This is a genomic window from Oceanobacillus halophilus, assembly GCF_003628505.1.
Lineage (GTDB): Bacteria > Bacillota > Bacilli > Bacillales > Amphibacillaceae > Oceanobacillus > Oceanobacillus halophilus.
In genome coordinates, this window is sequence record NZ_RBZP01000002.1 from 100797 (window position 1) to 117690 (window position 16894).

General features: G+C 36.9%; 10 protein-coding genes. All 10 read right to left on the minus strand.

Features of this window, described 5'->3' with window-relative positions:
* Positions 1-151 precede the first annotated feature (151 nt).
* A complete protein-coding gene (gene uvrA, locus D8M06_RS04605) occupies positions 152-3031 on the minus strand; it encodes an excinuclease ABC subunit UvrA (RefSeq protein ID WP_121203193.1) in 2880 nt (959 codons plus the stop codon).
* Positions 3032-3039: 8 nt separating this feature from the next.
* On the minus strand, positions 3040-5022 hold the full coding sequence (gene uvrB, locus D8M06_RS04610) for an excinuclease ABC subunit UvrB (protein WP_121203194.1): 1983 nt from the start codon (positions 5020-5022) through the stop codon (positions 3040-3042).
* A gap of 749 nt (positions 5023-5771) precedes the next feature.
* The gene (locus D8M06_RS04615; protein WP_121203195.1) at positions 5772-6962 is read right to left on the minus strand and encodes a PDZ domain-containing protein; all 1191 of its coding nucleotides are present in this window, start codon (positions 6960-6962) and stop codon (positions 5772-5774) included.
* A gap of 140 nt (positions 6963-7102) precedes the next feature.
* Positions 7103-8569: a S41 family peptidase gene (locus tag D8M06_RS04620; protein WP_121203196.1), complete on the minus strand. Its 1467-nt coding sequence runs from the start codon at positions 8567-8569 to the stop codon at positions 7103-7105.
* A gap of 260 nt (positions 8570-8829) precedes the next feature.
* Positions 8830-10209, minus strand: coding sequence for a murein hydrolase activator EnvC family protein (locus tag D8M06_RS04625; protein ID WP_121203552.1), 1380 nt, complete (start codon positions 10207-10209; stop codon positions 8830-8832).
* Positions 10210-10317: 108 nt separating this feature from the next.
* The gene (gene ftsX, locus D8M06_RS04630; RefSeq protein ID WP_121203197.1) at positions 10318-11211 is read right to left on the minus strand and encodes a permease-like cell division protein FtsX; all 894 of its coding nucleotides are present in this window, start codon (positions 11209-11211) and stop codon (positions 10318-10320) included.
* Positions 11201-11887: a cell division ATP-binding protein FtsE gene (ftsE, locus tag D8M06_RS04635; RefSeq protein WP_121203198.1), complete on the minus strand. Its 687-nt coding sequence runs from the start codon at positions 11885-11887 to the stop codon at positions 11201-11203. Before ftsE ends, ftsX begins: the two co-directional genes overlap by 11 nt.
* A gap of 307 nt (positions 11888-12194) precedes the next feature.
* Positions 12195-12572 (minus strand): cytochrome c551, encoded by a 378-nt coding sequence (cccB, locus tag D8M06_RS04640; RefSeq protein WP_338322951.1) that lies wholly within the window; start codon positions 12570-12572, stop codon positions 12195-12197.
* 215 nt (positions 12573-12787) lie between these two features.
* A protein-coding gene (gene prfB, locus D8M06_RS04645) for a peptide chain release factor 2 (protein WP_121203199.1) occupies positions 12788-13889 on the minus strand; the annotation gives its coding sequence in 2 pieces (ribosomal slippage) (positions 12788-13816 and positions 13818-13889; 1101 coding nt in all).
* Between the two features lie 198 nt (positions 13890-14087).
* Positions 14088-16604, minus strand: coding sequence for a preprotein translocase subunit SecA (secA, locus tag D8M06_RS04650; RefSeq protein ID WP_121203200.1), 2517 nt, complete (start codon positions 16602-16604; stop codon positions 14088-14090).
* Positions 16605-16894 lie beyond the last annotated feature (290 nt).

A 16894-nucleotide genomic window follows, 5' to 3' on the forward strand; every position in this document is an offset into this window, starting at 1 on the left:
TAACTGTACCCAATATGGTAAAATCCGTCAAAAATTTGAGTCGGTTATTTTTCTAGATTAAATTTAGGCTTGCTTTCAAATAAGCTAGTTGATTGAAGTGGAAAATAGAAAACGCAGCATATGGAAAAACAATGCTGCGTTTAATTTCACCTTATTTTGTACTGATTTTCTCTTTTTCCGATACTAAATCCTTCATACGTTGACGATCTCTTTCTAAAACATTTTTCAAGTATTCACCTGTATAAGAGATGTCTGAAGCTTTGGCAACTTGTTCTGGTGTTCCAGTCACAACAATTTGACCACCACGGTCTCCGCCTTCTGGACCAAGGTCAATAATATAATCTGCGCATTTTATGACATCTAAATTGTGTTCGATAATTAATACAGAATCACCGTTATCTACTATACGCTGTAATACAGCTAAAAGTCTTTTAATGTCATCTGCATGTAATCCAGTTGTCGGTTCATCCAAAATATAGAATGTTTTTCCAGTTGAACGTTTGTGAAGTTCACTGGCTAACTTCACTCTTTGGGCTTCTCCACCAGATAATGTCGTAGCCGGCTGGCCTAAACGCACATAACCAAGCCCTACATCAGCTAATGTTTGGATTTTTCGGTTGATTTTTGGAATTGGAGCGAAAAATTCCAACGCCTCTTCAATTCTCATATCCAGAACATCGGCAATGCTTTTACCTTTATATTTCACTTCTAGTGTTTCTCGATTGTATCGCTTACCATGACAAACTTCACAGGGTACGTAAACATCTGGTAAAAAGTGCATTTCAATTTTAAGGATACCATCTCCTTTGCACGCTTCACAGCGACCACCCTTCACATTAAAGCTAAATCGCCCTTTTTTATAGCCACGAATTTTTGCTTCATTCGTCTGTGCAAATACATCTCGGATATCATCAAACACACTCGTATAGGTTGCCGGGTTAGATCTTGGTGTCCTTCCAATTGGGGATTGATCAATATCAATAACTTTATCCAGATATTCTATCCCCTTCATTTTTTTATGTTTTCCAGGTTTACGATTAGCTCTATTCAATTCCTTCGACAAATTCTTAAAAATGATTTCATTAACCAGTGTACTTTTTCCAGAACCTGATACACCAGTTACCACAGTCATTAATCCAATTGGTATTTTCACGGAAACATTTTTCAAATTATTTTCAGCAGCACCAATAACTTCTAATTTACGTTTATCCGGTTTACGGCGCTTTGCTGGTAAAGGAATAAATTTGTCACCAGATAAGTATTTACCTGTAAGCGAGTGTTTATTTTTCATGACATTTTCTGGTGTATCACTCGCAACGACTTTCCCACCATGGTCACCAGCACCTGGACCAATATCAATAAGCCAATCAGCCGCAAGCATTGTATCTTCATCATGTTCCACCACGATTAATGTATTATCCAAATCACGCATCCGCTTTAAGGTGTCAATTAAACGATCATTATCCCGTTGATGCAGTCCAATGGATGGCTCATCCAAGACGTACAATACCCCTGTCAGTGCGGAGCCAATTTGCGTAGCTAAACGAATCCGTTGGGCTTCTCCACCGGATAAGGTACCTGCAGTACGTGATAGCGTTAAATACTCTAAACCAACGTTATTTAGAAATTCTAATCGGTTATTAATTTCTTTCAATATCATTTTACCTATTTGTCTTTCTTTTTCTGATAAATCAACGGTCTCGAAAAACGCCATTGCTTCTACAACTGAAAAATCGGTCACTTTACTTATATGTAATCCGTTTATCAAGACAGCTAATGCCTCTTTTTTCAAACGATTACCTTTACATGTTGGACAATGCTTTTGAGACATAAATTTCTCCAATGATTCTCTTATAAAATCAGAGCTTGTCTCTTTATAGCGTCGAGCTATATTATTTATAACTCCTTCAAAATAGATATCTGTGTCCTTCACACCGCCAAATTCACTCTCAAAATAAAAATGTATTTTTTCTTTCCCGCTCCCAAACAATATTATTTCCATTTTCTCTTTTGCAAGCTCTTTTACAGGAATATCCATATCAATGTCATAATGTTTGCATACACTCTTTAATAGTTGCGGATAATATTGAGAACTTATTGGTTTCCAGGCTAATATCGCATGTTCATTTAGTGATTTGCTCCAATCTGGAATGACTAAATCTAGATCTACTTCCAATTTAGTTCCTAATCCATCACAGGAAGGGCATGCCCCATATGGAGTATTAAATGAAAATAAACGCGGTTCGAGTTCACCGATAGAAAAACCACAAATCGGACAGGCATGATTTTCACTGAATGTTAATTCCTCTTCTCCAATGACATCTACAATAATGTTTCCTTCACCTAGACCTAATGCTGTTTCAATCGAATCACTTAATCGTCCTTCGATTCCTGGTTTAACAACCACACGGTCAACCACCACTTCAATGGAGTGCTTCTTATTTTTTTCCAATTTAATCTCTTCGGTTACCTCACGCATCTCCTTATCCACCCGAATACGTACGTACCCTTCTTTTTTAAGTTTTTCAAGGACCTTGACATGTTCCCCTTTACGTCCAGATATAACCGGAGCAAGAATCTGCATTTTCGTTCTCTCTGGGTATTCCATAACTCGATCAACCATTTGCTGAATTGTTTGCGAAGAAATTTCGATTCCATGCTTTGGACAAGTTGGATGACCAATTCTAGCAAACAATAATCGCAAGTAATCATAAATCTCCGTTACCGTTCCGACAGTCGATCTCGGATTATTACTTGTTGTCTTTTGGTCAATGGAAATTGCTGGCGATAACCCTTCAATCACATCCACATCCGGTTTATCCATTTGACCTAGAAACTGTCTTGCATAGGCTGAAAGAGATTCTACATAGCGTCGCTGCCCTTCTGCATATATCGTATCGAAAGCGAGCGAAGACTTTCCTGAACCAGATAGACCGGTTAACACCACTAGATTGTTTTTAGGAATCTTTAAATCAACATCTTTTAAATTATTTGCTCTTGCTCCTTGTATTTGAATAAACTTTTTGGACATAAATTGAATCACGCTCCTGCTTTCAATTCGAGAATAATATCACGAAGTTCGGCAGCCTTTTCAAAATCAAGGGCTTTGGCTGCTTCCTTCATCTCTTTCTCCATTTGTTCAATAACTTTTTCTTTTTCCTTCTTCGATAACTTGCTGATTGATTTTGATGTGCTCTCATATTCTTCTGTCTCTTCAGCAGTAACTGTTGCACGAATAACATCACGTACATCTTTTTTGATTGTTTTCGGTGTAATATTATGCTTCTCGTTGTAAGCTATTTGTTTCTGGCGCCGACGATTTGTTTCCTCAATTGCCTTCTGCATAGAGTCTGTTATCTTGTCAGCGTACATAATCACCTCTCCATTGGAATTACGTGCGGCACGACCTATTGTCTGAATCAGTGACCGTTCCGATCTTAAGAACCCTTCTTTATCAGCATCCAAAATAGCTACTAAGGAGACTTCCGGAATATCAATTCCCTCACGAAGCAGATTTATCCCAATTAGTACATCATATTTTCCAACTCGTAAATCACGAATAATTTCTATTCGTTCCAATGTTTTAATTTCAGAATGCAGATATGCTACCTTCATTCCGATTTCTTTTAAGTAATCAGTTAAATCCTCAGACATTTTCTTGGTTAATGTAGTTATAAGAACACGTTCATTACGATCAATTCGCTTATTAATTTCTCCGATTAGATTATCAATCTGCCCTTCAATTGGCCGAACATCTACTTTTGGATCAAGCAATCCAGTTGGACGAATAATTTGCTCGACCATTTTTGGCGTATGCTCTAATTCATAAGGTCCTGGAGTGGCAGATACATACACAAGCTGATTTGTTTTCTTCTCAAATTCATCGAATTTTAATGGGCGGTTATCCAATGCAGATGGTAAGCGAAAACCATGATCGACTAATACTTGTTTTCTTGCTTGGTCCCCATTATACATACCTCTAATTTGTGGTAGAGTAACATGGGACTCATCTATAACTACTACAAAGTCATCCGGGAAGTAGTCTAGTAAAGTATAAGGTGTTGCTCCTGCTTCTCTTAACGTCAGATGTCTGGAGTAGTTTTCAATACCTGAACAAAATCCCATCTCTCTCATCATTTCCAGGTCATAGTTCGTCCGTTGTTCTAAACGCTGCGCTTCCAGTAATTTATTCTCATCTCTTAATTCTTTTAAACGTTCTTCTAATTCCTTCTCAATGTTGGAAATAGCAATTTTCATTTTCTCTTCTCCGGTAACAAAGTGTGATGCTGGGAAAATAGCTACATGTTCACGATCTCCAATAATTTCTCCTGTTAATGCATCCACTTCACGAATTCGATCAATTTCATCACCAAAAAATTCAACTCGCATACAATGTTCTTCCCTTGAAGCTGGTATGATTTCTACAGAATCCCCACGAACTCGAAAAGTACCACGTTGAAAGTCTATGTCGTTTCTTGCATATTGAATATCTACTAGATCTCTTAGTAATTGATCTCTGTCCTTTTCCATTCCCATTCTTAAGGAAAGAACTTGATTGCCATATTCTTCAGGTGAACCTAAACCATATATACAAGAAACACTAGCTACAATTAAAACATCATTTCGTTCAAAGAGTGCTGAGGTTGCCGAATGTCTTAGTTTGTCAATCTCATCATTAATACTTGCATCCTTTTCTATAAAAGTATCTGTCGATGGAACATAAGCTTCTGGCTGGTAATAGTCATAATAACTGACAAAATACTCGACGGCATTATTCGGAAAGAACTCTTTAAACTCGCTATACAATTGTCCGGCCAGTGTTTTATTATGAGCAATGACGAGTGTAGGTCTGTTTATTTCCTTAATAACATTTGAAATGGTGAAGGTCTTTCCCGTACCTGTTGCACCTAGCAATGTTTGATGACGCTGACCAGCCATTACGTTTTGCATTATCTCTTCAATAGCTTTCGGTTGGTCACCAGCTGGTTCGTATTTAGAAACAAGTTCAAATTTATTATCCAAGTGGTCCCGCCTCCGTTCATTCTTTCCCATATTCTATCACATATATTTATTAATTTTAACACAACACGAACGGATATTCGATTTATATGCACATACATTTTTCTATTCTACCCATACAGATAATGAAAAATAAGAAAAGTACCCAACCAAATTGCTGGAAACTTTTTTAATCGTAGGGTTCGTTCCTTTTTAGCTATGTTGGAATTGATAATTGATAGAGATTCTTAATAACTTGAATTCAGAGTAATGTGCTTAACCTCGCTACGGAAATACACTACGCTTTCCGCGGGGAGCTAGTGAGCCTCCTTCGTGCTGTCGCACTACGTAGTCTCACCGATGCTCTTCTTCCCGCAGGAGTCTCCGTGTATTTCCTTCGCTGTATGTCTGCTCTACATAAATAAGGAATATGAAGATATGTTGTTTTTAAACGTGATTTCACGAGTTATAAACTAAAAAAACTTGAGCATCTATCTTAGCGGAGGCAGAATACGGAGACTCCTGCGGGAATAGCACATGTCCAGACCTGAGTAGCGGTGGTTTTTCCGCGAGGAGGCTGAGGCCGTGCCCGTGGAAAGGGAAGTATTCTGCCGGAGCGAATGATCGCACAAATCAAACATAAGTGTGAGTGAGAGCTACACTATTCTGAATTACAGATATCAACAGTCTATACAAATACAATATTAACTATAAAACGTAATCAGTCATACAAAAAGACTTCCATCTATAAGATGAAAGTCTTTTTGTTGGAATTAATTTACTTTTTTCATTTTTTCTCGGTGTGGTCGTTCTGCGAAAACTAATCCTAATTCATGGTGATCTCCTTCATATAAAGCGCCTTGGACAAAACGCACTTCCCCTGCGTCATCCAATACATCCAATTTAAAGTAAGCACCACTATTATGTAGGGCGAGATAAAATTGCTTCACATTTGAAACCCTTATTCCATTAACTTTTGAAATAGTCTCACCTACTAATAAATCAAGACGGTCTGCTGGTGTATTTGGAATAATACTTAAAATCTTTAATCCTTCATTTTCTGGATGGAAATATGGCACCCTTAAACGCTCTCCATTTCTGAATCGGTAATTAAGGTATTCTTTTCCAACTATGGCAAGGACAACAACCACTAAAGACAGCCAGCTAATAAAAATACTTCCAATTGCCAAACCTGTTAATATAACCCCAAACAACGCAATATATTTCGCAAGCTTTTGGGCTGCCTGCATAGGCATGCTTCCCTTAGCAATGTAGTCAAAACCAATTATAAGTGGAAATAATACCAACCCATAGGACTCTCCATTTATGGTCAGATAAGGCCATACACCATCCATAGGAGGCAATGAACCTACAGGTATTAGCGAAAAAAATGGAATGATGGTCATTTTTTTTAATCGTGCCTGTCCAATCCATATTCCACGATTGCTTAGTGCAAGACTTGGAAACGTCCTATTTCGATGAATACGTCCAATCATAATCGCTTCGACTATTAAGAGCAACCCTATAAGAATAGATAAAGCCGTAAAATTCGCTTCTGAAAAAAGCTCTTTACTTAACAACGATTGATTTTCCAGTATAAAAGGCATAAATAATAGCAATAAATAGGTTATTCCAATGGTATATACAGCAGATAGCATGGTAAATCTCATAGTAATACTTAATAAAATAACAACGATACTCAATAGTAACAACGTTTCATAATGAAATACCATTCCTGCACCTAATGTAACGAGTGATAGAATGATACCACTTATGATGGCAAATCTCAAAGTACCTTTCCATTCCGAAAAAACGTCAAAAATTTTGAAACCAAAATCTAGCCTTTCTTGTTTAATCCGCCTATATCCAGCCAATATAACTAATATAAAGGACCAATATACGAGCGGATTTAAGAATAATCTACCTACCCCTTTTGCAGCTTCTATAAGCCATATCTCTATCAATCAAATCACACCTTCCATAATCGGACACTGCCTATCATTCTTATCTATATCTATTTCAATATGATAATAAACCATCCTACTATTTAATTGGATTATACCACAAAAAATCCGTGAGAATATCTCACGGATTCGATTTTCATCTATTTATACAACTCTTTCAATGCTCTTCCTAATTGTTCATCGTCCTTACCATCACGAATTTGTTCAACTACCATCGCTTCAATAAGGCCCGCAGTATTTTCGTCAACAATCCCTGTAGTTTCTACATCATTGTCATTTTGGAATTGTTTTACAGCTTCTTCCGTTTCCTCACTAAAATACCCGTCTGTTCGTCCAGTTTCATATCCAAGTCCATTAAGCATAATTTGCAAATTCCCAATTGCTTCATCAGACTGATCCAATTTAAATGTATCTTCTACCAAGATAGGATTGGAGTAGTAATAATCAGGCTGATCTACTTCAATCGTTGGCTCAACACCTACTTCATTTATCCACTCACCATTTGGAGAGAGCCATTTATTTGTTGTTAACTTAATAGAGCTGCCGTCCCCTAATGGAACAGCTTGTTGAACAGTCCCTTTTCCAAAACTGCTGTGACCAACAATATCATATCCCATTTCCTTCATGGCAACAGCCAAAATTTCAGAAGCTGATGCACTTCCTTCGTCAATAAGTATACTAATTGGATATGGTTTCTTTTCTGCAAGATCAGAATAATATGGTGTTTTATTCCCATCAGCATCTTCTATTTGGAGATATGGAATATCCTTTGGAACAAATTCCCTTAACATATCTTCAATTACATTTAGAAGCCCTCCTGGATTTCCTCTTACATCAATAACTAATCCTTCTATCCCTTCATTTTCGAGCATCTCTAACTGCTCCTCAAACTCTGTAAAAGTGTTCTCAGAGAAATTAGTTATTTCTAGAATGCCTGTTTTCTTCCCATCAACTGCCTCCATTTTATTGTAAACCGTTTCGACTGGAATTTCATCTCGAACAATCGTCACTTCAAACGGTTCTGAAACACCAGCACGCCGAACTTCTATAACTACTTCCGATCCCTTTTCCCCACGAATTTTTGAAACAGCCTCATTTAAATTTAGACCTTCTAGACTTTCACCATCAACAGATAATACTTCATCATTTGGTCGAATTCCTGCTTTTTCAGCTGGAGAATCTTTAATTGGAGCAACAATTGTCACAACTCCGTTCACCATACTAACTTCTGCTCCAATCCCCTCAAATGAAGATTCAATCTGATCATTAAACTGACTCATCATTTCTACATCCATGTAGGAGCTATGGGGATCTTCTAGTTTTGCTAGCATCCCTTCAATTGCTCCTTCTATCAACTGCTGGTCCTCAACATCCTCAATGTAATTGTTTTGGATTAAGGAAAAAGCTTGCGCTACTTTTGTCATACTGCCAGGCATTTCTTCTGCTTGATTATTATTATTGCTAAAGATTGGAGCATCATCCGCTGCTGCTTGCTCTTTGCTGCTCTCATCTGATTGTGCTAGTTTTACACCCGAGTATGCTCCAGCAAACCCTAAAAGTAAAGCCCCAACCAGTATGACAATAATATGCGATTTTTTTAACTTCATATTTCCACCTCTGCATCTATAATAAACTTTTACTTTCTGCCTACTTACAGTTGTTGTTATCTTACCCCTTATAACAAGTGACTGTTACAAGCATAAGATCCTTCCACAAAATTCTATAGTTACACCTTCTTATGTAATATCTAAAAGCATATCATTTTATGCAGAATATGACTATATTTTTATACGATATTATTTTCAACTTATACAGAAAGGCATCGACCAACATGGTCAGATGCCTTTGATTGTTTCTTATTTAATACTTATGGTAAATAAGCACGTGGATTTACAGCATTGCTATCTCCATTCCATCCACCTTTGTGAAGTTCAAAATGTAAGTGTGGTCCTGTAGAATTCCCGGTATTACCTGATGCTCCGATAACTTGTCCAGCACTTACCGTACTTCCCGCAGAGACTGATATAGAGCTTAAATGTGCATACATAGTTGTGTAAGTAACTCCATCAATTGAATGAGCAATTAATACAACATTACCATAACCATTCATAGACCCATCAAATTCTGTGTTTGTTTGAATGACTACACCTGGTGCAGCCGTTTTAATTGGTGTACCCACTGATACAGCAAAGTCTAAACCTCGATGAAGTTTTCCCCATCTTTGTCCAAATGGAGAAGATATGGTACTTGCTGGTGCTGGCCAACCAATAGTCCCACTTCCACTGCTTTGTTCTGAGGGTGCTGATGCAGTGTTTGAAGTACTCTCATTTGATGCTGAAGATTCATTTGCTTTAGATTGTTTTTCTTTTTCTTCTTTCTCTTTTGCCAATTGCTCTAGCTTCGTTTTTTCTTGTTGTGCGAGTTCTTTTGCTTTCTCAATAGCAGAAGCTTGAGCAGCTAATATAGCTTTTTCATCCTCAATGGATACCTTGTATTCCTCAAGCTCTTTATGTTCCTCTTCTAACTGAGCCATTAGTGTTTCTTTTTCTGCTAACTGATCTGCCAATTGATCTTTTAGTGCCACTAGTTCTATTTTCTGCGACTCTAGATTTTCTTTTTTCGCAGTTACTGTAACTTTCTTCTCTTCAACTTCTTTTTTATCCGCTTCTAGTTTCTCCTTATCCTTTTTCTGTTGTTCCATAATTTCTTTATCGGAATCCATAATCTTATTTATAGATATGGTTCTGCTAATAAAATCCCCGAAACTTTGGGCTCCAAAAATAACTTCTATGTAATTCATTTCTCCACCATTTTGCTGAATAGAGCGTAGTCGATCTTTTAATAACTTATCCCGTCTTTCAATCCGTTCTTCTAATTCTTTAATACCCTCTTTTAACTCTGCTATTCTATCTGTTAGTTCGTCAATCTCTTGGTTTGTTTTCTCTATTTCATTTTCTTTTGCTTTAATATCGTTTCTCGTATTGGTTAAATCATTATCAATCGTATTAATTTCCTGCTCAACATTCTTTTGTTCCTTTTTATTTTCCTCAATTTTGTTTTGTGTCTCTTCTTTTTCGTTTGTAAGATCACTATCTTTATTATTTAATTCTTCTTTCTCTTTTTCTAATTCTTTAATTTCTTTATCTAATTCACTAGTAGATTGCTCAGCTGATACGGTTATATCATTTGTAATACTTATTGATATAATCAAGCTTGCTATAAGCACATAAGAAAATAACTTTTTCATTACAATTTTTTCCTCCTCCACTTAATTTGCTCCTGACGATATTTTAGAAGGCCCAACTTGATTCTCCTTCGTAAAAGGAGAATCGGCCTTATTATATTCATTTTTCTATTAAACTCTTAAAAACTTGCGAATACTCATAATGCTTCCCCAAATTCCAATTACAGCTCCAATTACTAGAATCATTAGAGAAAGCTGCCATGCAAATGGATTGTAAGGCAATATTTCTACAAAGCTAAATGAGAGCTCGCCTATCAAGTTAGCTTCCAGATAATAATACCCAACCATAATTATTACAATTGGAAGAATAGACCCGAGTATACCTAGTAACATCCCTTCAACAAAGAATGGCCACCTGATGAACCAATTGGTAGCACCTACCAATTTCATAATCCCTATTTCACGACTGCGAGCCATAATAGTTAATTTAATGGTGTTCGAAATAAGGAATATAGCAGTAAATACTAAGGCAACAATTAATATTAAGCCAATGGTTCTCGCATAATTGTTAAATTTGAAAAGTTGATCTACCACGTCTTGTCCGTATACTACCTTATCAACGTGATTCAGCTTTTCTATCTCTTCTGCAATGTTTTCCGTGTCTTGCGGATCAGCCGCTCTAACAATAAAAGTATGGTTTAAAGGATTATCCTGTTCAAGTAACTTCCAGGCTTCTCCTTCTTCACCCATTCCTTCAATTAGTTTATTTAATTCATCGGAATTGGAAGAAAAAACAACTGTATCCACTCCATGGATTTGCTCTAATTGTTCCCCTAATTCCAGAACGGCATCTTCATCTGCCGTGAGATCAATTAATGTTTGAATTTCTACATCATCTTCTATGTTTTTTGCCATTTCATTTAAATTCAACATTAAGGCAAGAAACACAGCAACCAAGATCAATGTTGTGGTAACTGCTCCGACTGAAGCAAACGTCATCCAACCATTACGAATAATGTTCGTACTTCCTACTCGTATATGTCTTAAAAATGTTCTAAACTTCATAACCATATTCTCCTCGTTGCTCATCTCTAGCGATTATTCCATCTTCAATTGCAATTACTCGCTTTTTGAATCGATTCACAATTTCTTTACTATGGGTAGCCATAATAATAGTTGTACCACTGTCATTAACCGATTCAAGAGTTCTTAAAATATCTAAAGATGTATCAGGATCCAAGTTTCCTGTTGGTTCATCTGCAATAACTATTTTGGGATGATTAACGATGGCGCGAGCAATTGAAATTCGTTGCTGTTCCCCACCTGAGAGCTCATTTGGTGTAAACCTTGCTTTATTTTTTAATCCAACTACCTCTAGTACTTCCATCACGCGTTTACGGATATTACGTGGAGATTCTTCGATTACTTCTAAAGCGAATGCAATATTTTCATAGACTGTTAGTTTTGGAAGCAGTTTAAAGTCCTGAAATACTACACCAATATCCCGACGCAAATAAGGTACCTTTTTCTCTTTTATTTCTGCCAAATTAATATCATTTATAATAATGGACCCACCGGATGGTTTTTCTTCACGATATATTAATTTAATAAATGTCGATTTACCTGCACCACTAGGGCCTACAATATAGACAAATTCACCTTGCTGTATATCAACACTTACCCCATTAAGAGCAGTGACTCCATTTGCATACGTTTTATAGACATCTTTCATTGCTATCATTTTATAAATCACCTTTGCAATTTGATTTTCAATCTGAATTCACTTTACTGATTTTCATACTTCATGAAAATTACTCTAATCCACAATCAGTCTTTTAACATTATATCATTTTTCGGCATAATTTTTAGGTATAAAATTATTACATTTATATTTCATTGTTGAAACCTATTTGTATTTGTTGAAATATGTCATATCGAAAGCGACCTGTCGACAAAAACAAACTTTATAATCTCAACATTTACTAAAAGAGACAAATAAAAAAAGCCTCGGTATGTATATACCCAGACTTTTTCTATTATTTTAATTTTTACTGTTTTTCAGCTAACCAATTTGATAAACTATCTAAATCTTCACCTGTTACTTGTTTTTGTGCGGGCATTCCGCCAATACCTTCTTGAATGATATCTGCGATTTCCTCTGCTGAAAGTTTAGAACCAATTTGGTTCAATTCAGGTCCAGCGCCACCAGACAAATCAGCTCCGTGACAACCAGCACAATTCGCTGCATACACTTCTTCACCTGCTGAAGCATCTACGGTACCACCTTCTGTTTCAGAATCACCATTTTGCTCCTCTGTAGCAGTATCCCCGTTATCAGCCGGTTCTTCTGCGCCATCATCACCGCCACAAGCAGCTAGTGTTAATACGGTTCCAAATAGAATTGCTACTAACCATTTTTTCATCATGCTTATCCTCCCAACTTGTCATTATATATGTTATCAATGTTATTATACCCCTATTATTCAATTTTAAAAAAGAGGCTTAAAAACACTTTTCCACGCTATATACACTGAAAACACTGGCACATCAAGGCTTTTGGATAAATATGGCAAATTTTCGAAAATATGGTAAAAACAATAATAGAGGTCATCCAATAAAAAAATGGATAACCTCTTAACAGTTAATTTAGTTGTAATCTGAGGTATGCATCAATAAATGGTTCAAGTTCCCCGTCCATTACCGATTGAGTATTCCCAACTTCCATATTAGTTCTATGATCTTTTACCATGGAATAAGGGTGGAAGACATAGGAACGAATTTGACTTCCCCAGCCAATCTCCTTTTGTTCTCCACGTATCTCTGCTAATTCTTGCTGCTGTTTTTCAATTTCTAACTGGTAGAGCTTTGATTTTAACATTTTCATTGCAGCTTCACGGTTTTTTATTTGTGAACGTTCATTTTGACAAGTAACAATTGTATTCGTTGGTAAATGGGTAATACGAACTGCCGAATCTGTCGTATTAACGTGCTGACCTCCAGCTCCACTTGCGCGGTAGGTATCAATTTTCAAGTCCTCTGTCTTAATATCAATATCCACATCGTCCGTCATTTCTGGGGTCACATCACACGAAACAAAAGAGGTGTGACGTCTGCCTGAAGAGTCAAATGGTGAGATACGAACTAATCGGTGAACTCCTTTTTCAGCTTTTAAATACCCGTAAGCGTTATGACCCTTAATAAGAAGAGTAACACTTTTCACCCCTGCTTCTTCTCCAGGTAAATAATCCAACGTTTCCACTTTAAAACCTTGATTTTCCGCCCAGCGCTGATACATTCTTAACAACATGCTAGCCCAGTCCTGTGACTCCGTTCCACCAGCACCAGGATGCAGTTCTAATATGGCATTATTTGCATCGTATGGCTCACTTAATAGTAGTTGCAATTCGAACGCGTTAATATCTTTTATGAAAGATTCCATTTCCGTATTCAAATCGTCGTATAACTCTTCATCATTCTCTTCCTTCACTAATTCATAAGACACTTCCATGTCTTCATGGCGTTCTTCTATTTCTTCAAAGCTGGTAATGTAATCCTTTAAATAGTTAGATTCATTTATTACTTTTTGCGCATTATTTTGATCATCCCAAAAATCTGGCGAAGTCATCATTTGTTCAAGCTCTTTCACGCGTTCTCTTTTCCAATCTAAGTCAAAGAGACCCCCTAAAATCTTCAATACGTGAAGCTATTTTATCTAATTCATTTCTAATTTCTGCTAATTCCATATGATTATCACCTCTGTTAATATATATACAATTAAATACCCAAGCAGTAAGAGGCAGGAACACAAGTAAAGTGTTTAAACTCATATACAAACCATGTGCTACTTAGTGAAATAAATTTCCGAAGCGGTTTTTATCCACCACACAGGTTCGGGTTTTACTTTGAGCAAATACTTTCGTCCCAGCCTCTTAAGCAAACAACTAGTTTCTACCATGACAGTTCTTATACTTTTTGCCACTTCCGCATGGACAAGGGTCATTTCGTCCGACGGTTACTTTTTTCACAAATGGCTTGCGTACTTTCTTCTTACCTTCACTGCCACCTGCTACTGCTTGTGTGTTTTTCACTACTTCTTCCCGCTGAAGATTTTCACGAATTTGTGCCTTCATGATGTATTTAGTTACTTCTTCCTCTATGCTTGCAACCATTTCCTCAAACATATGGAATCCTTCCATTTGATACTCACGAAGCGGGTCATTTTGCCCGTAAGCTCTTAAATGAATCCCTTGACGCAATTGTTCCATTTGGTCGATATGATCCATCCATTTAGTATCTACAGCACGTAATACAATAACTTTTTGAAATTCCTGGAATTGTTCAGGCGACAACTGTTCCGCTTTTTCATCATATTTCTCTTGTACCTTCTTCATGATCAGTTCTGAGATTTCCTCGTTGTCTTTCCCTTTCAAATCATCTACTGATAGTTCTTCAGGATCAAATAAATTTCCATGTGCATAATCAACAAGAGCTTGTAATTCCCAATTTTCTTCATCGTTATCTTGCGTATGCATAGCTACAACACGATCAATGGATGATTTAATCATATTCTCAATGATTTCTCGCAAATCATCTTCCCCATCGATAATTTCAAAACGCTGCTTATAAATAATTTCGCGTTGTTCGCGTAATACATCATCATAGGCAAGCACTTGTTTACGTGCGTCAAAGTTATTACCTTCCACTCGTTTTTGAGCAGATTCTACAGCGCGTGAAACCATTTTACTTTCTATTGGCTGATCGTCATCCATACCTAAACGTTCCATCATTGATTTTAAGTTGTCCGATCCAAATCGACGCATCAACTCATCTTCCATGGAAAGATAAAATTGAGTTATACCAGGATCTCCCTGACGACCAGAACGCCCACGCAACTGATTATCAATTCGACGGGATTCATGACGTTCTGTCCCGATGACAGCTAGTCCACCTAATTCTTTTACACCTTCACCAAGTTTAATATCCGTACCACGTCCAGCCATATTTGTTGCAATCGTTACTGATCCTTGATGGCCTGCATTCTCGATGATTTCAGCTTCTTTGAAGTGGTTTTTAGCATTTAACACATTATGTTTAATGCCTGCTTTTTTCAAGTAATTTGATATCAGTTCTGACGTTTCTACCGCGACCGTACCTACTAACACTGGTTGGCCCTGTTTATTTCTTTCTTTGATTTCCTCAACTACAGCACGGAATTTTCCATCCATCGTTTTATAAATCAAGTCTGCTCTGTCGTCACGAACAATTGGCTTATTGGTGGGAATAGCAATAACATCCATATTATAAATGTTTCTGAATTCCTCTTCTTCTGTTTTCGCAGTACCAGTCATACCAGCTAACTTATTGTACATACGGAAGAAGTTTTGGAAAGTGATCGATGCTAAAGTCATACTTTCATTTTGAATTTGCAATCCTTCTTTAGCCTCGATTGCCTGATGAAGTCCATCACTGTAACGCCGTCCTTTCATAAGACGGCCAGTAAAGGAGTCAATGATAACTACTTCACCTTCTTGCACCATATAATCAACATCCCGGTGCATGGATACATGTGCTTTCAATGCTTGGTTTATATGATGAGTTAGTGACACATTGTTTAAGTCAAACAAATTCTCAATGTGGAAGAATTTCTCTGCCTTATTAATCCCTTCTTCGGTCAGTTGAACTCCTTTTGTTTTTTCATCATAAGTATAATCAGATTCCTTGTTCAAAGTACTTACAAAACTATCTGCTTGTTGATATAGAGCTGCTGATTTTTTAGCAGACCCGGAAATAATAAGTGGCGTTCTTGCTTCATCAATTAAGATGGAGTCCACTTCATCGATAATTGCAAAATTAAGAGGGCGCTGTACCATTTGATTTTTGTATAGCACCATATTATCCCGTAAATAATCAAATCCAAATTCATTATTGGTACCATAGGTAATATCACAATAGTAGGCTTCTCGTTTCTCTTCCTTAGAAAGGCCGTTCGTGTTTAAACCGACTGTTAATCCTAAGAAATGATGTAATTCCCCCATTTCTTTAGCATCACGATCCGCTAAGTAATCATTTACTGTGATGATATGAACGCCTTTTCCTGCAATTGCATTTAAGTAAGCTGGCATAGTAGAAGCGAGTGTCTTCCCTTCACCAGTTTTCATTTCTGATATGTTACCTTCATGTATGGCAATACCACCCATAAGCTGCACTTTAAATGGTCGCATTCCCAGTACACGTCTGGATGCTTCACGCACAACAGCGAACGCTTCGACTAACATGTCATCTAAACTTTCTCCATTATTGTACCTTTCTTTAAACTCAGCCGTTTTTTCCTGAAGTTCAGTATCGGATAACTTCTCCATTTGAGGTTCTAAAGCTTCTATTTGATCGACTCTTTTTTGTAGTCGATTTAACTGTTTTTTATTACCATCACCAAAAATTTTTGTGAGTAGTCCTGCCATTAAATTACGCTCCCTATTAATAATCAATAAACTTTTCTATTGTTTTATAATAACACTTTCTAAATATTTATGACAACTGTATACAACAATCGTACTGAACCTTGAAATGCAAGCACTATTTATAGATTGACACTAGTGGTAGGATGTTGCTTGTTTAGCTTTAGCGTTGTTAAAATCTAACCCTCTGAACTATTCAATTAGGCTCTTTTCGTATAATTTGTTGCTATTTAACATCACAGTTGATAGAAACTTCTGATTTATTTAATTAAGAATAGTGCTTAACCCCGGCT